Here is an 18879-nt window from a genome sequence, read left to right as displayed (position 1 = left end):
CAGGTAGCCCCATTCAAACCAATGCGGCTACCTGAAAATAAAATACTGCTCCACGATGCAGCAAGGTTGCCGGAGCAACCGCCCCCTTTTTCCTCTTTTTCCCGTGCCCGGTGAGGCAAAAAAGGCTACCTGAAAATTTCAGGTAGCCTTTTGCTGCAAGATTTATCGGTGAGGACTCCATATCCCTGCCCAATCAAACGGCGGCCTCACAACACATCCATGGCTGCGCAGAATCCTTCGTAAGTGGCTTCTTTTACCGTCCTGGCCTGTCTGGCATCGCCCACCACAATAAATCTCGGGCAAACGCCTTCCAGCCGTTTGACGATATCCTCATTTGAGCGGCTGCCGCAGCAATGCAGCACCAGATCGGCGGAAACCTGCTGCTGATTGCCCTCTTTATCGAGATAAATCACGCCGTCTTCCGTAATTTCCTGTATCTGTACGGAACAGAGGAGATCCATCCCCACTTTGGCCATCCGAGGCATCAGGGCGGTGCGTTGGGAAGGCAGGGCATCCAGCATCACATCTTTCCGCCTCTCCAAAATAGCAACCTGCGCGCCCCATTCGGAAGCGAAGAAATAGCCCGACTCGCAGCCGATATCGCCGCCGCCGATAATCGCCACACGCTTGTTCCTCACCTCATCCGGATGGGTATAGGCATAAAGCGCATGTTTGGCATGCTCGATACCCTTGATATCGGGCACATAAGCCCGCCCGCCCACGGCGCAGATCACATAATCGGGCTGCATCTCTGCAAGCAATTCTCTAGTTGCTTCCGTATTTAGCCGGATATCCACATTGTGGTATTGGCAACGGGCGATCATGGAATCTTTAAACCGTTTCAACGATTCTTTGTCGTTGTCGATATCGGTAAACCACAACACGCCGCCCAGTTTGTTTGATTTTTCCAGCAAGGTTACCCGGTGGCCGCGTTCCGCAGCGGTAACCGCCGCATACATGCCGCCCACGCCTCCGCCCACCACCACCACATGGCGACTGCCTTTCGGCTGTGGCGCATTCCGCCAACGCAATTCCCGTTGCCCGCGGGGGTTGACGGTGCAGTGCCAAAGGGCCGGGATCGGGCGGGCATCGGGATCGGAGCTCAGCGGGTTGAAGCAGGAGCAGCGCAGGCAGGGTGCGATTTGATCTTCTATGCCGTCGCGGGCTTTATTGACAAAATCGGGATCGGCAAACTGTTGGCGCCCCATGGCGACAATATCGCATTTCCCCGAGGCAATGGCTTCCTCGATCTGCTCCGGCGAATTAAACCCGCCCACCGAAATAACCGGCACATCAACATGTTTCTTAATCGCTTCGGCCAGGTCCAAATTGCAGCCGTGCGGATCGAACATGGAGCTGAAGGCTTTGGTGTTGACGTGATCCTGATAAGAGCCGGACGTTACGTGAATCAAATCCACATGGTGCTGGATAATTTTTGCAAACTCGATGCCGTCATCCAGCGTCATCCCGCCCTCCATCCGTTCTGAGCCGGACAGGCGGTATTCAATCAGCAAATCTTCCCCGCAAACCTCGCGGATTTTTTTACACACCATAATCGGAAAGCGCGCCCGGTTTTCCATGCTGCCGCCGAATTCGTCGGTGCGGTGGTTGAATTTGGGCGAGATAAACTGGTTCAGCAGCCAGCCGTGTCCGCCGTGCAGGTTGATGACTTGAAAGCCGAGCGATTTGCACACCCAGGCCACTTCCGCCCATTGCGCGGCTGTTTTTTCCATCATTTCCACCGTCATTTCTTCCACCTGCACGCCGTCTTCGCGCACGAAGGCGGAGGGGCCGATGGGGTTTTTATGGCCGGGGATGGTGTCGGGGTGGTTCATGGCGCCGACGTGGTTGAGCTGGATGGCGGCCACCGCGCCGTGCGCCTTGATGGCTTCGGTCAGAATCATGATGGCCTCCATGTGGATGGTGGACATCGGGTTTTCCCACAGGTTTAAGCCGTGCTCGTGCCGCCAGGAATATTCATGGTCGATGAAGCTTTCGGTAAGCGTGACTTGGGCAAAACCGCCCCTGGCTTTGGTTTCGTATACGTCGATGGCCTCCGGCGTCGGGTAGCCCTGGTCGGTAACGACGCGGTTGGTGGTGATCGGGGAGGCGAACACCCGGTTTTTGAAGGTTACGCCTTTGATGGTTAAAGGCTGAAACATGTGGGGGTATTTGCTGCTCATGATACAACTCCTTGCTGGTAGGGGTGGGGAAATGTGTCGGAGCCTCTTGTGTGGGTTGCCGGCACGCTGCCCGGCGGGCCGTGTGCTTTATGCAGCCTGTTGCGGGGCGGCTGCCTGCCGCAGATGGAATTGGAGGCTACACTGCATTTTCAGGTAGCCTTTTCGGTATTCGTGCCCGGAAGGGGACGATGGGTATAGATGGCATTGGAGGCTACCTGAAAGCGTAAGCTTCTGCGAAGCTAAAATTTTCAGGTAGCCTTTTCGGCCGGTGGTGTTGCTTGGGAAGCCCGGCCTACACCCGTTCAAACAAGGCGGAGAAACCCTGCCCGCCGCCGGCGCAGAAGGTAATCAGGCCGGTGTTCACATCGCGGCGTTCCATTTCGTATACCAGCTTGGTGGCGAGGATGCCGCCGGTACCGGCCAGCGGGTGGCCGAGGGCGAGCGCGCCGCCGTTCACGTTGAGCTTGGATACGTCCATATCCAATTCGCGGATGCAGGAAAGCGATTGGGCGGCGAAGGCTTCGTTCATCTCGATTAAATCGATGTCGGAGAGCGTCATGCCTTTGGCTTTAAGCAGTTTCTGCGTGGCGCTCACCGGGCCGATGCCCATGATGGAAGGGTCCACGCCGGTGGCGGCAAAGCCGCTTACTTTCGCCCAAATCTTCAAGCCCAGGGCTTCGGCCTTTTTGCGCTCCATCACCACCACCGCGCCGGAGCCGTCGCTCATCGGCGAGCTGTTGCCGGCGGTAACGATGCCGTCTTTGATGAAGGCGGGCGGCAGCTTGGCCAGTGATTCCAGATTGCAGTCCGGGCGCAGCGGCTCGTCTTTGGCAAACACCATGTCGCCCTTTTTGCTTTTCACGGTAACCGGAATGATCTGTTCGTTGAAATAGCCCTTATCCCAAGCGGCAGCGGCTTTTTTGTGGCTGTCCACCGCGAATTGGTCGCACTCCTCGCGGGTTAGGCCGTATTTCTTGGCCAGGTTCTCGGCGGTTACGCCCATCGGTATGTCGATTTCCTTCGGCGCAGAGAGCGGCACGGTCCAAGACGGCGGGCGCACCTGGTAGGCGGCGGTGGGCCGATCCATGATGTAGCAGCGGGTGGAGTCACTTTCCACGCCGCCGGCCACCATCACGTCGCCGTAGCCGGCCTGAATCAGCGCGGCGGCATAGGCGATGGCGTTCAGGCCGGAGGCGCACTGGCGGTTCAGGGTGATGCCCGGCACGCTGATAGGCAGCCCGGCGGCGAGCCCGATCACACGGGCAATGTTCACGCAATCGGTGTTGAGCAGATTGCCGAAAATGATTTCGTCGATTTCGGCGGGATCGATGCCTGCCCGTTTCACGGCTTCGCCCACGGTCAGCACGCCCAGTTCGTAGGCTTTAACCGAGGCGATGGCGCCGCGCGCGCGCCCCACGGGGGTACGCACGGCAGATACGATTACGGCTTCACGCATTTTTCTATCCTTTCCTTCTAATCTTTGAAAATCAGGGTTGCTTCGGTGCGTGCAATCACGTCTTCCTTGCTCACGCCGTCAAACAGCTCGCGCACCACCAAGCCTTGTTCGGTCACATCGAAAACGCCCAGCTCGGTGACGATGGTATCCACCACATGAAAGCCGGTGAGCGGCCAGGTGCATTTCTTGAGGATTTTCGCGCTGCCGTTTTTGGCGTTGTGCTCCATCGCCACAATCACGCTCTTCGCGCCGGACACCAAGTCCATCGCGCCGCCCATGCCCATGATGCGGCCGCCGGGAATGCTCCAGTTGGCGATGCTGCCTTCTTCGTCCACTTGCAGGGCGCCGAGCACCACCGCGGTCAGCTTACCGCTGCGCACCAGGCCGAAGGCGCCGCAGCTGTCGGACACGGAGGCGCCGGGCGGCATGGTGACCAATTGCCCACCGGCGTTGATGTAATGCGGGTCTTCCTGGCCGGGAGCGGGCTGGCCGCCGTAGCCGAGCAGTCCGTTTTCGGCATGCAGCTGCACGCCTTCCACAATATAGTTGCGCACCAGGCCGGGGATGCCGATGCCGAGGTTCACCACGTCTCCCGCTTTGAAAAAGCTGGCCACTTTTTGCGCAATCTGTTCTTTTATGTTTGACATCGTTATGCCTCCTCGTTGCTCAAAATCATGTCCACATACACGCCGGGCGTAACGATGGCTTCCGGATCCAGCGTGCCCGTTTCCACAATCTCGTCGGCCTGCACGATCACCAGATCGGCGGCGGTGGCCATGGCGGCGTTGAAGTTGCGTGCGGCGCCTTTGTAGACCAAATTGCCCAGCTTATCGGCCTTGTGGGCGCGGATGAGGGCGATTTCGGCGCGGAAGGGCGGCTCGAAAATGTATTTTTCGCCGTCTACTTCCATCACCTTGCGGCCTTCTTCGGCAATGGTGCCCAAGCCGGATTTGGTCAGCACGCCGCCTAAGCCGGCGCCGCCGGCGCGGATTTTTTCCGCCAGCGTGCCCTGCGGGTAGAGCGTGAGTTTCAGTTTGCCGCTGTGCACCAGGTCGCTCACGGGCGGGTTCATGCCGATGTGGGAATGGTGGCTCACGGCAACCTGCTGGTTGTCGAAAATTTTGCCGATGGTTTTGCCGGGGTCGCCGGCGTCGTTGGAGATGACTTCCAAGTTGTTGAAGCCGTGCTCGACGATGATGTCCACCAGGCGTTCGGGGCAGCCGGTGTTGGCAAAGCCGCCCACCATGATTTTCATGCCGTTGTGAAATTTTTTGGCAATTTCGCTTTTGGAAACAATTTTGCTCATGGGGATTCCTTGATAGCTGGAGTTTAAAGGGGAAGGGAACCTGCCCGCCTGCGGGAAAAGGTTGCCGTTTGTTTGGCCGGCCGCTTAGCGGCTACCTGAAAATTCCGGTTTCGCAAAACTTGCTTGGTTCCATTCCGTTGGAATTCCGCTTTTCAGGTAGCCTGCCGGCTTATTGCAGCGGCACGGATACGCCGAAGTGCCAGAAGCTCATGCGCGGCTCGTTGCGGGAGCGCACGGAGGACAGGAAGCGGGTGTTTACCGAGAACTTGCCGAAATCGTAGCCCACCATCGGGCCGAACATGATGTGTTCGGCACGTTTGCCGGCAGCGGAAATCTGGCCGTTGGGGCCGATGGCTTCGGGCACGGCCACGCCGTTTACCTTGTCGTCGCGGAACTGCTTGGTCCAGTTGCCCAGCGCGCCCACCGTCCATCTGCCGATTTTGCGGGTGGCGGTGAGGTCCATGTAGTAGGTGTTGCCGGAGCGGTAGCCGGTGCGTTTGTTCGGCGCGTTGAAATCCACCGTGTTGTTTACGGTAAACGCCCAGTCGCCGGTGAAATAAGTGAGGGCGAGGTTGGGCTGCAGGGTGTAGTAGCGGTTGGCGAGGTTGTCGGTGGTGGTGGTGTAGCGGCCTGCGGCGGCATCGTAGGCGTAGCTGTGTTTGCCGTTGCGCAGCACCACGGCGGTGCCGGCACCGAGGTGGAAGCCATCACCCAAATCCCACGACAGCATGGCGGGCATCAATACGGTGCTCATCAGGCCGTTGCTGTGGTCGGTTTCGCCGTTGATTTTCACTTCGGCGATTTTGTAGGGTTGGGCGATGCCCATGGCGTAACGTGCGCCCAGCACTTTATACGGGGTAGACCAAATCAGTGAGGCGGCCATGCTGGTGTTGCCGGCTTCGAGGTCGATGCCGGCTTTGTCGCCGCTGCCGTTGCGCAGTTTGCCCCATTCGTAGTCTACGTCGTAGCCCAGATACAGGCCGGGTGGCGGCAAGGCGCCGGTGTGCGAGCCGGTGGTGGCGCCAGGCTGCATGGGGCTGACGCCTTCTTGGGCGTGCGCCGCGCCGAAGGGCAGCAGCAATGCGGCCAGCAGGGAAAGTTTGAAACGGGTGTTCATGTGTTTTGCTCCTCTTTAAATTTCAGGTAGCCTGACCTAACTGAGGCTACCTGAAAATTCGTTATCCGCGTTTTTTCAAACCCAAAATGGCGCGGGCTTCATCGGGCGTGGCCACGGATTTGTCGGCTTCGTTGATGACGCGAATGGCGCGTTCGGTTAATGACAGGTTGGTGGCGAGCACGCCTTTGGAGTAGTACACGTTGTCTTCTAGGCCCACGCGCACATGGCCGCCCATGGCCAGGGTGGTCAGCATGATGGGCAGGTGGTCGCGGCCGATGCCGAAGGCGCCCCAAGTGGCATCTTTAGGCAGCAGGTTACGCAGGTACACCAGGTCTTCCACCCGTGCGGAGGCGGCGCCGAGCACGCCCAACACCAGCTGGAAGTGCATCGGGGAGGCGAGGAAGCCTTTGGCGTTGAAGTATTTCACGCAGGCGTGGATCATGCCGCTGTCGAAAATTTCGATTTCGGTTTTGATACCCAGATCCTGCATGGTTTGGCCGAGTTTGGAGAGGAATTCGGGGCTGTTTTCAAACACGCCGCCGGGCAGCCAGTTGAAAGAGCCGGCGTCAAAGGAGGCGATTTCGGGCTGCACATAGGCCAGGTGTTCCATGCGTTGCTCGTATGTGGCGCGGTGGTCACCGGCGGTGGTGACGTTGATGACGATGTCGCAGGTGTCGCGGATGCGGTCGATGGTTTCTTTGAATTTGTGTTTGTCCATCGTGCCCAGGCCCTGGTCGTCGCGCATATGCAGGTGCACCACGGAGGCGCCGGCCTTCCAGCACCGGTAGGCGTCTTCGGCGATTTCCTTCGGCGTGATCGGCACATTGGGGTTCAATTCTTTGGGAGTAACAGCGCCGGTGGTGGCTACGGTGAGAATAACTTTGTCGCTCATGGTCTATACCTCTTCAACTGAAATTAAGGGGATTGCAGATGGCTCCGCAACGGTGCTGCGAAGCATTAGACAACAGCGGCCGGAGAAACTGAAATGCTATTTATGCGCCTGCTTATGTATTTTTTAGATAAGTGCCAACTCCTTGTCGGCATAAGGGAGAACGGCCCGCGGGCCGCCTGAAAGGCTACCTGAAAAACCAAACCGTTCGCCGGGCCGAAACCTTATCCGGCCTTGCTTTCCCGGCATGCAATAACCCTGTGCCTTAGCCCATACCAAGCCCTTATCCAAAGAGGCAAAAGGCTACCTGAAAACCGGTTTCAGGTAGCCTTTTCTTTTGCCTGCAGCGGCAGGATATTGCTTAATCATTCAGCCTAATATTTTGTTTATAAAAAACTATTCAGATACAGCATAACAAAAAACCGAAATAGAATTTCCCAGCCGCAAAGGGCGGGCGTTAATCTGCCGCCACTTTCAGCGCAACGCCGCTGCCAAGCGTTGGTTTGCTGAAACCCGTTTCTTTCCCCAACCCCGTTTAGGAGCAATATCATGGCTATCAAAGGCAACTACGAAAACGATTCCGGCAAACGCAAAGAGCTGTCCCACAAAGAGCTGAAAACCATCCCCCACATGCCGTTTGAGGAATATTCCGAAATCCTCAAAGGCTGCATCCAGATGAAACGCGAACGCGGCATTTTGGAAGCCCGCATGCACACCAACGGCGGCCCCGTACAATGGAGCGCCGAGCTGCACCAAGGCCTGCACTACTTCTTCAACTGGGCCGGCCGCGACCCCGACAACGAAATCATTATCTTGGGCGGCATCGGCCCCGACACCTTCAAAGGCATCGGCCGCACCAATGAAAAAGGCGAATGGCAGCCCGCCATCGAATTCGCCTCCGCCCCCGACGTGGCCTGGCGCATGTACGAATACCAATACTACGACGGCACCAACGACATCGAAGGCCAGATTTTCGACGTAGAAGTGCCCACCATCGGCGTGTGGACCGGCGCCACCTTCCACTCCGACCTGGTTCTCTTCAGCGACATCACCCTGGCCACCGAAGACGCTTGGACCACCGAAATGCACTTCCGCACCAACATGGTGCCCGGCGACGGCGTGCAAATCGCCTGGCGCGAGCTGATGGGCCGCAAACGCTTCGCCTACGCCGAGCTGACCGGTGAAATCATCACCGCCCGCAAAGCCCTGAAACTGGGCATGATCAACGAAATCTGCACCGACACCGAAGCCGCCTACAAACGCGCTTGGGAAATCGCCGACCTGATCATGCAAACCGGCACCCGCGTTACCCGCCGCATCACCACCCAGATCCTGCGCCAGCCTTGGAAAGAAGACATCGCCAAAGAGCTGCGCGGTTCCTTCGCCACCGAAATGTTCGTAACTGCCACCGAACACTCTCCGCACGAAGCCAGCTTCTGGGATCAGGCCAAAGAAGAGGCCGCCTTGGTGATTGCCGCCGAGAAGAAAGGCAAAGTGATCCGTCCGCGCGTGAACGGCGGCCAGGAAGAAGACGAAATCAAATAAGGTTTGTCTGACTGAAACTCTAGCACTTTAAATGGCAACAAAAACGGGGTTTTGGCTCAATCGCGAGCGCCCCGTTTTTTAGCAAGATTTGCCCATCCTGTATTTTCCACGGAACCTCATCATGAATACCGAAGCCAAACCCAGCCTGAATTTCGGCAAGCAGGGCTGGACTGTCATCATCATGCAAGCCTGCATGTTTTGGGTGATGGCCGGCGCCTGCACGCACGGCCTGAACGTGAGCCTGCCCGAATTGTCCAAACTCTATAACCTGGATTACAAAGAACTGCTGTTTTATGTTACGCCCGCTTCATGGGCGGCCATTCCCGCCGCACCGGTTTTCTCGTGGGCAATCAGCAAAAAGGGATTGAAATTTAATATTGTCTTGTCTTGCTTGGCCTGTGCGATCTGCTTTGGCCTGCTCGGCTATGCCGATTCCATCTTGAGCTTTTCGCTGCTGTTTGCCGGCGTGAGCTTTTTCGGTACCGGCGCGGCCTATGTGGGCGGCACGGGCTTGGTGGCCAACTGGTTTGTGCGCAAGCAGGCTTTGGCACTCGGGTTCATCACCTTCGGGCAAACCTTTTCCAGCGCGTTTTTCGTGCCAGTGCTGGCCGCTTCGTTTGCCATGTTTACCGTGCCGCACGGTTTTTGGATCATGTCGGTGATCATGGTGGCGCTGGCTTTGGTGGTGGGCTTGTTCATTGCCAACAGGCCGGAAGACGTGGGGCTCTTGCCGGATAACGAGCCGGCTCTCATATCTGCCGAGCCCGCCCCCAAAGAGAGCAGCCTCACCAACGGCCAGCTGATGAAAATGAAAGATATTTGGCTGATGGGCGTATCCACCGGCATGATCTATATCATGTTGGTGGGCGTGGTGAGCCAGATGGTGCCGCGCCTGCTGGAGCTCGGCTTCCCGATGGAAAAAGCGATTTTCTACATGAGCGCCTCTGCCCTGTTCGGCACCTTCGGCGCCTACGGCTGGGGCTGGTTGAACAATAAAGTCGGCATCAAAAACGCCATGCTGGTTTACACCGTTTGGTGGATGGTGGCCATCGGCCTGAACATTGCCAACAACTCCACCATCCTGCTGCTTTCGCTGGCCATGATCGGCCTAGCGCTGCCCGGTGCCACCAACTACAGCACGGCTTTCGTTTCCACCAAATTCCCGCGCGCCGCCTACATCAAGGCTCTGGGCATTGTCCACCCCGTACAGTCGGTGGTTCGCTGCTGCGCCTTCTCCATCTTAGCATTCGGGCTGGCTGTGTTTGGCGGTTATACCGGCGCCTATATGCTGCTGATTGCCATCGGTGCCATCACCTTGGTGCTGATTTGGCTAACCGACCTCACCCCGGTTCAAGAACAGTAATTTTCATCACAACCTGCTTATAAATAAAGGAAATATCATGAGATTAAAAAATAAAGTCGCCATCGTAACCGGCTCCAGCTCAGGCATCGGCGAGGAAACCGCCAAACTGTTCGCCCGCGAAGGCGCCACCGTGATCCTGACCGCCCGCAGCAAAGACAAGCTGGCGCAGGTGGAAGCCGAAATCCGTGCCGCCGGCGGCCAATGCGCCGTTATCCCGGCCGATGTAACCCTAGAAGCCGATTGCCGCCGCCTGGTTGAAGAAACCGTGAAAACCTTCGGCCGCATCGATATTTTGGTGAACAACGCCGGCATTGCCGACAAACACATGCCAATCACCAAATGCAGCACCGAATGGTGGGACGAAGTCATCCTCACCGACCAAACCTCCGTGTTCTACCTCACCAAGGCCGCACTGGAGCACATGAAAAAAGGCTCGATTGTGAACGTGTCCTCCATCGGCGGCGTGTTCGGCTCGGCCGGCATTTCCTACTCCGCCGCCAAAAGCGCGCTGCTGGGCATGACCAAAAACATCGCCATCCAGTTTGCCGGCCAAGGCATCCGCTGCAACGCCGTCTGCCCCGGCCCCACCCCCACCCCGCTCAACACGCCGGAAAAACTTGCCACCTTCGACCCATTCGCCGAACAATGTGCCAAACACATGAACATGGGCCTGCCGCACACCCCCGCCATCCAGCAGGCACAGGCGATTTTGTTCTTCGCCTCCGACGAATCCGACGGCACCACCGGGCAGGTGCTGGTGGTGGACAACGGCATCACTTTGTAACCAAACCATTTTAGTGTGTCCTTCAGGCTGCTTTCCGGTATCAGAAAGCAGCCTGAAAATATTTATCCAGCGAAATACCCTCAAATTTTCAGGTAGCCTTCTGCCGAGCAGACGGCTACCTGAAAACTTCCGCACAGCCAAACATACGCCTCAACCGGGTAAACCGCCCTACCCCGCCAGATATTCCGCCCCGCCTGTGCTATGATTCGCCCCTTCCAACACACCACACATCCCGCCATGACCACCCTGCAAAACGACACCTTCCTGCGCGCCCTCGTCAAACAGCCCGTTGCCCACACCCCCGTGTGGCTTATGCGCCAGGCCGGGCGCTACCTGCCCGAATACCGTGCCGTGCGAGCCCGTGCCGGCGGATTCCTCGATTTGTGCAAAAACACCGAGCTCGCCACCGAAGTCACCCTCCAGCCCATCGACCGCTTCGGCCTCGACGCCGCCATCCTCTTTTCCGACATCCTCACCATCCCCGACGCCATGGGCCTCGGCCTCTACTTTGCCGAAGGCGAAGGCCCCAAATTCGCCCGCCCGCTGCAAAGCGAAGCCGATATCGCTGCCCTGCACGTGCCCGACATGGCCAAACTGCGCTACGTGTTCGATGCCGTTTCCTCCATCCGCCGCGCGCTCAATGGCCGCGTGCCGCTCATCGGCTTTTCCGGCAGTCCCTTCACCCTCGCCTGCTACATGGTGGAAGGCGGCGGCAGCAAAGAATTCCGCCAAATCAAAACCCTGCTCTACCGCCGCCCCGAGCTTCTGCACCGCATCCTCGACACCAACGCCCGCGCCGTTACCGCCTACCTCAACGAACAAATCGCCGCCGGTGCCCAAGCCGTACAGATTTTCGACACCTGGGGAGGCCTGCTTTCCGACGCCGCCTTCGCCGAATTCAGCCTTGCCTATATGCGCCAAATCATCACCGGCCTCACCCGCGAAAGAGAAGGCCGGCGCGTGCCCGTGATCGTGTTCACCAAAGGCGGCGGCCAGTGGCTCGAACTTTTGGCCGACAGCGGTGCCGACGCGCTGGGGCTGGATTGGACGGCAAACATCGGCCAGGCGCGGCAGCGCGTGGGGCACAAAGTGGCGCTGCAAGGCAACCTCGACCCCGCCGCCCTGTTCGGCACGCCCGATTCCATCCGCGCCGAAGTGCGCCGCATCCTGCAAAGCTACGGCGCGGGCAGCGGCCATGTGTTCAACCTCGGCCACGGCATCAGCCAGCATACCGACCCGGAAAACGTGCAGGCGCTGGTGGCCGCCGTGCACGAACTCTCCTCCCAAAACGCGGGCTGACTAATTTTCAGGTAGTCTCAAACGCTTTTGGCTACCTGAAAAACAGATTGCCTGAGCCATCAGCGCTTCCATGCCGCCCAAACAAAACAGCCGACATCCCATTAAGGATTCGGCTGTTTTTTCAGGTAGCCTCTCAGGCTGAATAAGCCGGCCGGGCTTAGCCGTTGTTCATAAACGCGGGATACAGCGTCATGCCGCCGTCCACAAACAGCGTAATGCCGGTAACGTAGGACGATTCGTCGCTGGCGAGCCAGGCGGCGGCGTTGGCAACCAGCTCGGGTTCGCCCGCATAGCCCATTGGGATGATTTCTTCCAGCGCGGCTTTTTGCGCGGGGTCGTTCATCTTTTCCTTGTTGATCGGCGTATTCATCGCGCCCGGGCCGATGGCGTTCACGCGGATGCCTTCGCGCGCGTATTCCATCGCCACGGTTTCATTTAGGAGCTTCACGCCGCCTTTGCTCGCCGCATAGTGGGCGAAACGCGGCCAGGGGATTTGTTCGTGGACGGACGACATATTGATGATGTTGCCCTTGATTTTGTTGTCCACGAAATGGCGCAGCGCGGCGCGGATGCCGAGGAACACGCCGGTCAGGTTCACGTCGATGACGCGCTGCCAGTTTTCCAGCGTCATCTCGTGGGTGTGGGCGGGGTGTTCCAAGCCCGCGTTGTTCACGAAAATATCGAGGCGTCCGAAGTGGTCGAGCGCGGCTTGCACCAGCGCGTCGGCAACGCCTTCTTTGGACACGTCGCCTTGTACGGCAACGGCTTTGCCGCCTGCGGCTTGGATTTGCGCGACCACGTCGTCCGCGCCTTTTTGGTCGGAATTGTAGTTCACGACCACGCTGATGCCTTCGCGTCCGTAACGCAAGGCGATTTCCGCGCCCAGTCCTTTGGACGCGCCGGTAACGACGGCGGCTTTGCCGTTCAAATCGGGATACATAGGTAGTTCCTTGTTTTTCAGGTTGGAGAAAAGTGCAGGCTGCCTGCAACGGGTTGGATTAAGGTGTTGGCGGGGTATTCGTGCCAATCATAATGCCGCCGATGACGACCAGTGCCAGGCCGATGAGCACGAAGCGCATTTCCTTCGGCGTTTTCTTCTCGCCCAGCAGGAAAATGCTGCCCAGCGTGGCGATGACCACGTTCATCTGCGACAGCGTGAAGCCGGTGGCCACGCCGTTGCGGGCGGGTTCGATGGAAATCAGGTAGGTCAGTGCCGCGCCGGAGAAAATCACGCCGCCAATCAGGTTTTGCAGCACTTTTTTGTCCCACGGGCGGCTGCCGTCTTTCTCAAACCGCGACAGCAGCACGGCGGACACGGCCATGCCCAGCGCCTGCGGCAGGAATTTTTCCTGGCCCGGGATGTCGGTGAAATTGGGGAAGAAGGAATAGCCGACATAGCCCACGGTGGAGACCAGCAGCGTGATGATGCCCGCCTTCATATTGCCGCCCGCGTCCGGCTGCGGGTTTTCCTGCTTGGTCGTCATCCAGATGCCGACGATGATGAGCGCGAGCGCCACCGCGCCGATGATTTTCTGCTGCGCGCTGCCCCATTCGCCGAACACCAGCACGCCCATCAGCGAAGTGCCCGCCAGCTGCATGCCCGTGGACAGCGGCATGGTTTTGGACACGCCGATTTGCGTGAAGGCGCGGTACTGGTTCATCTGCCCGAACGCCCAAAACGCGCCGGACAAAAAGCACATCAGCCACGCCCACGCGCTGTCCGATACGGGCAGGAAGAAGATGCTGGCCGCGATGGCGGTGAGCAGCACGCCGATGGTGGTGCCCATAATCTGCTGCGACGGGCGGCCGCCGATTTTGGAAACGCACAGCGGCAGGAGGCCCCAAAACAGGGCGGGCAGAAGGCCGATTAGGATGTTCATGTTTTTTCTTTCCGCCGCCCGCTTCAAACCGGGGCGGCAAGTGATGACGGATGTTGGCTTCGCTGAAGCCGACGTTTTCAGGTAGCCTCTAAGCGGCAGAGGCTACCTGAAAACGGCCGGATCCTGAAAGAAGCGGTTCCGGCCGTTTTGCTTAGGCTGCCTGCTTATTTGCCGGCAAATTCGGGCAGGTTGGCGGCAATCAGTTTGGGGGCGAATTCGCGGATTTCGTATTTGGCCGAGTTCGGGTAGTAGCAGTCTTCTTCCAGGATTTTCTGCAATTCTTCGCGGCTGTCGGTGTGGGCGAAAATCACGCCGGCGTGTGCGTCGGTGTCGGTGTAGGGGCCGAGCATCAGGAATTTTCCGGCTTGGAAGTGTTTTTTGAACCACTCGGTGTGCTCCACGAACATTTTTTCGTGTTGTTCGGCGGGCAGGTTAGCATTGACGGTGATGTTGATGATGTACATGGGGTTTCCTTTTGAATAAAAACGGGTTTCGGTAAAATTTTCCGAGGGAGGCTACCTGAAAAATTTTCAGGTAGCCTTTTACTGCTTAAACAGCGATTTCTTTGATTTTGGCGATTAGGCGGGCAGCGTGTTGGCGCGCTTCTTGTTTTTGGGCGTTGATGGCTTCTTCGTTGTCGCGGGAAGTGTAGCCGATGCCGTTGGTGTAGATGGCGCCTTGGTAGTCGAGGTTGCACAGGGTGGCGGTGGTTTCAAACTGGGGCAGGTAGTCTTCCACGGTGTGTTTGAAGAAACCGTCGCGCTGGTACACCGCGGCCGGTGCGCCGGTGGTGAAGGAGATAATCAGCTTTTTGCCGGCCAGCTTGGCGTTCGAACCGTGAGCAAAACCGTGTACGAACACTTCGTCTATCCACAATTTCATCAAGCCGGGCACGGAATACCAAGAGAAGGGGAATTGGAACACGATCACGTCGGCTTTCAAGAGGGCAGACTGTTCGGCTTCAATATTGAAGCGGCGCTCGGGATACAGCGCGTCGAGCTTGCGGATTTCGGCTTCGGGCAGGGCTTTGGCGACTTCGGCTAGGATTTCGGCGTTGGCGATGGAATTTTGCAAATCAGGGTGTCCGGAGACGATGAGTACGTTTTTCATAAAAGATTCCTTGGGTTGTGAAACGTTGAAAAAAGGTTCGGTACGAGATTATACGTTAAATAAGCGGGTTTTCATCCATTTGACGGTATCCACGGTCTGATGGTCGATAAACTGGCTGGCACCGCCGTCCAGCTTGGCGATTTCGGCTTTGTCTTCGTCGGTCAGTTCAAAATCGAAGACGTTTAAATTTTCCGCCATGCGTTCGGGTTTGGTGGATTTTGCTAAGACGACGATGCCGCGTTCAATCAGCCAGCGGGTGATGACTTGGGCGACGGATTTGCCGTATTTTTCGCCGATTTTGCTCAACACGGGATTGCGGAAAATGTCGTTTTTGCCCTCGGCAAACGGCGCCCACGCTTCGACGACGATGTTTTCCGCCTGCAATTGTGCCACTTGTTCGATGCGTTGGTGGAAGGGGTTAATTTCAATCTGGTTGGCCTGCGGCATGACGCGGTTGAACGTACCCAAATCGACGGCGCGGTCGGGTGTGAAGTTGCTCACGCCGATGGCGCGGATTTTGCCCGCCGCCTGATATTCTTCCAGCGCGCGCCATGTGCCGTACACGTCGCCGTAGGGCTGGTGTATCAGCACCATATCGATATAGTCCAGATTCAGACGACCTAAGGAGCGTTCCAGCGAGGCTTTGGCGGCTTCGTAGCCTGCGTTTTCTACCCACACTTTGGTGGTGATGAAGAGTTCTTCGCGCGGGATGCCGCAGTTTTGAATGGCCAAGCCGACTTCGGTTTCGTTCACATAGGCCTGCGCGGTATCAATGTGGCGGTAGCCTGCTTTAATAGCGGCGATAACGGCCTGTTCGGTCTCTTCGGGCGGGATTTGGAATACGCCGAAACCGAGAGAGGGGATTTGGATATTGTTGTTTAATTTAAAGGTTTTCATATTTTTCCTTGCTTGAGTTTTTTTGGTAGCCTGAAAGGCTACCTGAAACTGAAAATGGGTAATGCGACGCTCAAAGGTGCAGGCTGCTTTCAGACCGCCTGAAACGTTTGCTTGCCCTATACGGCTTACCACGGCAGTTGCTTGCCGTCGCGGAAGAACATCCCGCTCGGGCCGTGGTCGGGCAGGGTTGCACCCCACACAATGCTGCGTGCGCCGTCTTCCGGGCTGCGTCCGGGTGCGTCGGGGCGTGTGGAAACCAGCCCGGGACAGATGGAATTGACCAGGATGTGGTCGTTTCGGTAATCCTGCGCCAGTTTCAGCGTCAGGCCGTTGATGGCCAGTTTGCTGAGCTGGTAGGCCGCGATGGACACGTCGCCGAACTTGGCCATTTCAAAGCCCGGATTGTTCACCAGCCCGAAACCGCAATCCCAAAACGAACCCGAACCGCTGGATACATTGACGATGCGCGCGCTGCCCGCCGCTTTGAGCAGCGGGTGGAATTCCTGCGCCATGCGCCAAGTGCCGAAAAGATTGGTGTCAAACTGGCTGCGTGCCGATACCAAATCGGTTTTGAAATCCGATTCGGGGCTTTCCATCAGCACGGCGGCGTTGTTGATGAGCACGTCCAGCTTGCCGAAGCGTTCGCGGACAAATGCCACGGCGCGGCGCACGCTGTCTTCATCGGTAATGTCCAAATGCAGCGGGGTAACGGTCAGGCCTTCCGCTTGCAATTCTCTTGCCCGCTCTTCGGCCTGCCCTGCCTTGCGGGCAGTCAGCACCACATGGAAATCAAGCCGGGCAAGCTGGCGGGCGGTTTCAAAACCCAACGCGCCGACGCGGCCTACACCTGTGACTAATGCAATTTTCATAAAGTCTCCTTATAAAAGGGAATAAAGTTTTCAGGTAGCCTCATTACAGGGCGGCGATTTGCGCGGCGAGCTTTTCCGCATGGGCTTTCGCACGTTCCGCCATTTCCTCCCGCATTTCTTCGGTGGCGATATAGGGCAGGCTGTCGGTATGCACATAAGGTTGCCATTCCATGCCGCACTGTTTCGCCCAGCGGCGCAGCGGGTACAGGAACTCTTCCATCGTGTGTTCCATATAGTTGTCGCGTTCGTACAGCTCGGCCGCGCCGCCGGTGGTGAACGACAAAATCAGTTTCTTGCCGTGCAGTTTGTTGCCCTTACTACCGTGGGCGAAGCCGTGCACAAACACATCGTCTATCCAGCGTTTCATCAGCCCGGGCACGCTGTACCAGAACATGGGGAACTGCATCACGATGATATCCGCCGCCAGCCGTGCCTGTTCTTTGGACACGTCTATCGGCAGGTGCGGATAAGCCGCGTCCAAATGGACAAATTCGGCTTCGGGCATCCGCTCGTGCAGTTCCTGCCAGATGATTTTGTTGGCGAAGGATTCGTCAAAAGTCGGGTGCGATAAAACGAACAGGGTTTTCATCAGGTTTTCTCCAAATCGGTGAACGGATTTTCAGGCTGCCTTTTGGTAGTTAGGGCAGCCTGAAAACGTTTTAAATCCCAAACCCGCCGTCCACTGCAATGTCCGCGCCGGTGATGAAGCTGCCTTCGTCGGAAACCAAAAGCGCGACAATGGCGGAAATGTCTTTGGGCAGGCCGAAGCGTCCCAGCGGTACGAGCGAGGTAACGCGGTCTTTGTGTGCCTGCGCTTCTTCGGCGGAGAGTTCGGTTTTTTCGTAAATCGGCGTTTCAATCGGGCCGACGGCGATGTTGTTCACGCGGATGCCGTCTTTGGCGAGTTCCTTTGCCCAGACAAAGGTCAGCGTTTTCAGTGCGGCTTTGCTGGCGGAGTAAACCGACATGTTCGGCAGCGGCTGGTTGGCGACGGCAGAGCCGATATTGACGATGCTGCCACGGCTGGCTTTCAGAAGCGGCAGGGCTTGGGTGGTCAAATCCACCACGGCGCGCACGTTGATGTTGAACACGGCATCAAATTCGGCCAGCGTCTGCTCGGCAATCGGCGTAACCGGTGCCATGCCCGCGTTGTTTACGATGATGTCCAAGCGGTTGAATTTTTGCTGGATTTCGGCAAGCACGCGGGACACGTCTTCGGTTTTGCCCGCGTCGGCGACGATATAGGAAATATTGCCGTGCAGCGCGGCGGTTTCTTTCAGCGGCGCTTCCTTGCGGCCGGTAATGACCACGTTTGCGCCCATTTGGGCAAGTTTGACGGCGATGTCCTGACCGATACCGCTGCCTGCGCCGGTTACTAAAGCGGTTTGGTTTTGAAGCTGGGACATGATGTTTCCTTTCATTAGGTGGAATCAGTTGAATTGGGAGGCATGATAACGGGGTTGGGAAAATAGCGGAAATCATATTTCCGTATAAACCGGTATCACGAAAGCTGATATTGATGGCTCGGGCAGGGCACCCGGCAGCAAGGATAACCGATAACAATAGTGGATTCAATTACTTTATAAGGGCGTGAATTCAATATTTTTACTCTTTAAAAGATATTTATTATTGAGTAGCACTCTTTAGAATATCCGCCCATTGAGTATCAAAAAAGAAGAGAATTGTGGCACAACTAACCGCATCCGCATTCGACGCCGCCGTCGGCCAACGCATCCAGCTGCGCCGTAAGGAACACAAGATGAGCGCAGAAGTCCTGTCCGAAAAAATCGGCATCTCCCAACAGCAGCTTTCCCGATACGAGCGCGGAGAAAACAAAATTAACCTCAGCCACCTGATTCAAATCGCCGAAATCTTAGACACACCGCTCAACTGGTTTTTCATCGGCTGCTGCGGCAAACCGAAAAACAACGACGAACTCAAGGCGCGGCTGGACTTCCACTGGCAGCAATTCAACGACCAGCAAAAGCAGGCCGTGGTGTTCTTTTTGGATTCGCTCGCCCCAAGCAAATAAGCTATTGGCAAAGCACGTGGAACCCCTTCTTTTATAAAAAGCTACCTGAAAACCTCAGCTTCAGCAAAGCTGAAATATTTTTCAGGTAGCCTTAAGAGCCACATGCTAAAAAACAGAAAATCCGATCATGAATCAAGAAGTAACCATTC

General features: G+C 57.2%; 19 protein-coding genes. 5 read left to right on the top strand and 14 right to left on the bottom strand.

Annotation, left to right across the window (positions count from 1 at the left end):
• Nucleotides 1-206: 206 nt before the first annotated feature.
• The 6 genes from H9Q10_RS08515 to H9Q10_RS08490 form a co-directional block, all read right to left on the bottom strand.
• Nucleotides 207-2183 carry an oxidoreductase gene (locus tag H9Q10_RS08515; RefSeq protein ID WP_197903540.1) on the bottom strand — a complete coding sequence of 659 codons (1977 nt, stop codon included), beginning with the start codon at nt 2181-2183 and terminating at the stop codon, nt 207-209.
• Between the two features lie 292 nt (nt 2184-2475).
• Entirely contained in the window at nt 2476-3639 is a 1164-nt protein-coding gene (locus H9Q10_RS08510; RefSeq protein WP_197903539.1) for a thiolase family protein, read from the bottom strand.
• Nucleotides 3640-3656: 17 nt separating this feature from the next.
• Nucleotides 3657-4286: a 3-oxoacid CoA-transferase subunit B gene (locus tag H9Q10_RS08505; protein ID WP_197903538.1), complete on the bottom strand. Its 630-nt coding sequence runs from the start codon at nt 4284-4286 to the stop codon at nt 3657-3659.
• Between the two features lie 2 nt (nt 4287-4288).
• Entirely contained in the window at nt 4289-4945 is a 657-nt protein-coding gene (locus H9Q10_RS08500) for a CoA transferase subunit A (protein WP_197903537.1), read from the bottom strand.
• A 169-nt stretch (nt 4946-5114) separates the two neighbouring features.
• The gene (locus H9Q10_RS08495) at nt 5115-6062 is read right to left on the bottom strand and encodes a SphA family protein (RefSeq protein WP_197903536.1); all 948 of its coding nucleotides are present in this window, start codon (nt 6060-6062) and stop codon (nt 5115-5117) included.
• Between the two features lie 61 nt (nt 6063-6123).
• Nucleotides 6124-6954 carry a beta-keto acid cleavage family enzyme gene (locus H9Q10_RS08490; RefSeq protein WP_197903535.1) on the bottom strand — a complete coding sequence of 277 codons (831 nt, stop codon included), beginning with the start codon at nt 6952-6954 and terminating at the stop codon, nt 6124-6126.
• Nucleotides 6955-7500: 546 nt separating this feature from the next.
• On the opposite strand from H9Q10_RS08490, the gene H9Q10_RS08485 reads away from it, so the two are divergent.
• The 4 genes from H9Q10_RS08485 (at nt 7501) to hemE (ending at nt 11942) form a co-directional block, all read left to right on the top strand.
• Nucleotides 7501-8496, top strand: a complete 996-nt coding sequence (locus H9Q10_RS08485; protein WP_197903534.1) for an enoyl-CoA hydratase/isomerase family protein — start codon at nt 7501-7503, stop codon at nt 8494-8496.
• Between the two features lie 121 nt (nt 8497-8617).
• Complete coding sequence (locus H9Q10_RS08480) at nt 8618-9859, top strand: MFS transporter (RefSeq protein ID WP_197903533.1); 1242 nt, start codon at nt 8618-8620, stop codon at nt 9857-9859.
• A gap of 37 nt (nt 9860-9896) precedes the next feature.
• Nucleotides 9897-10643, top strand: a complete 747-nt coding sequence (locus H9Q10_RS08475) for an SDR family NAD(P)-dependent oxidoreductase (RefSeq protein WP_197903532.1) — start codon at nt 9897-9899, stop codon at nt 10641-10643.
• Nucleotides 10644-10880: 237 nt separating this feature from the next.
• Nucleotides 10881-11942, top strand: a complete 1062-nt coding sequence (hemE, locus tag H9Q10_RS08470; protein WP_197903676.1) for a uroporphyrinogen decarboxylase — start codon at nt 10881-10883, stop codon at nt 11940-11942.
• A 157-nt stretch (nt 11943-12099) separates the two neighbouring features.
• Here hemE and H9Q10_RS08465 read toward each other — a convergent pair whose 3' ends face one another.
• The 8 genes from H9Q10_RS08465 to H9Q10_RS08430 all read right to left on the bottom strand — a co-directional run bounded on the left by H9Q10_RS08465 (nt 12100) and on the right by H9Q10_RS08430 (nt 18104).
• On the bottom strand, nt 12100-12882 hold the full coding sequence (locus tag H9Q10_RS08465; RefSeq protein ID WP_197903531.1) for a glucose-1-dehydrogenase: 783 nt from the start codon (nt 12880-12882) through the stop codon (nt 12100-12102).
• Nucleotides 12883-12940: 58 nt separating this feature from the next.
• Entirely contained in the window at nt 12941-13822 is an 882-nt protein-coding gene (locus H9Q10_RS08460) for a GRP family sugar transporter (RefSeq protein WP_197903530.1), read from the bottom strand.
• Between the two features lie 164 nt (nt 13823-13986).
• The gene (locus H9Q10_RS08455; protein ID WP_197903529.1) at nt 13987-14286 is read right to left on the bottom strand and encodes a YciI family protein; all 300 of its coding nucleotides are present in this window, start codon (nt 14284-14286) and stop codon (nt 13987-13989) included.
• 85 nt (nt 14287-14371) lie between these two features.
• Nucleotides 14372-14932: an NAD(P)H-dependent oxidoreductase gene (locus H9Q10_RS08450; protein ID WP_197903528.1), complete on the bottom strand. Its 561-nt coding sequence runs from the start codon at nt 14930-14932 to the stop codon at nt 14372-14374.
• A gap of 48 nt (nt 14933-14980) precedes the next feature.
• The gene (locus H9Q10_RS08445) at nt 14981-15829 is read right to left on the bottom strand and encodes an aldo/keto reductase (RefSeq protein ID WP_197903527.1); all 849 of its coding nucleotides are present in this window, start codon (nt 15827-15829) and stop codon (nt 14981-14983) included.
• 125 nt (nt 15830-15954) lie between these two features.
• Entirely contained in the window at nt 15955-16698 is a 744-nt protein-coding gene (locus H9Q10_RS08440) for an SDR family NAD(P)-dependent oxidoreductase (protein ID WP_197903526.1), read from the bottom strand.
• Between the two features lie 43 nt (nt 16699-16741).
• Nucleotides 16742-17287: an NAD(P)H-dependent oxidoreductase gene (locus H9Q10_RS08435; RefSeq protein WP_197903525.1), complete on the bottom strand. Its 546-nt coding sequence runs from the start codon at nt 17285-17287 to the stop codon at nt 16742-16744.
• 70 nt (nt 17288-17357) lie between these two features.
• On the bottom strand, nt 17358-18104 hold the full coding sequence (locus H9Q10_RS08430) for an SDR family NAD(P)-dependent oxidoreductase (protein ID WP_197903524.1): 747 nt from the start codon (nt 18102-18104) through the stop codon (nt 17358-17360).
• A 278-nt stretch (nt 18105-18382) separates the two neighbouring features.
• Here H9Q10_RS08430 and H9Q10_RS08425 point away from each other — a divergent pair, with 278 nt between their 5' ends.
• Complete coding sequence (locus tag H9Q10_RS08425; protein WP_197903523.1) at nt 18383-18730, top strand: helix-turn-helix domain-containing protein; 348 nt, start codon at nt 18383-18385, stop codon at nt 18728-18730.
• Nucleotides 18731-18879 lie beyond the last annotated feature (149 nt).

This window comes from Eikenella glucosivorans (assembly GCF_016025525.2).
GTDB lineage: Bacteria > Pseudomonadota > Gammaproteobacteria > Burkholderiales > Neisseriaceae > Eikenella > Eikenella glucosivorans.
Note: the sequence above shows the minus strand (reverse complement) of the source record. Positions and strands in the feature narration are given on the sequence as shown.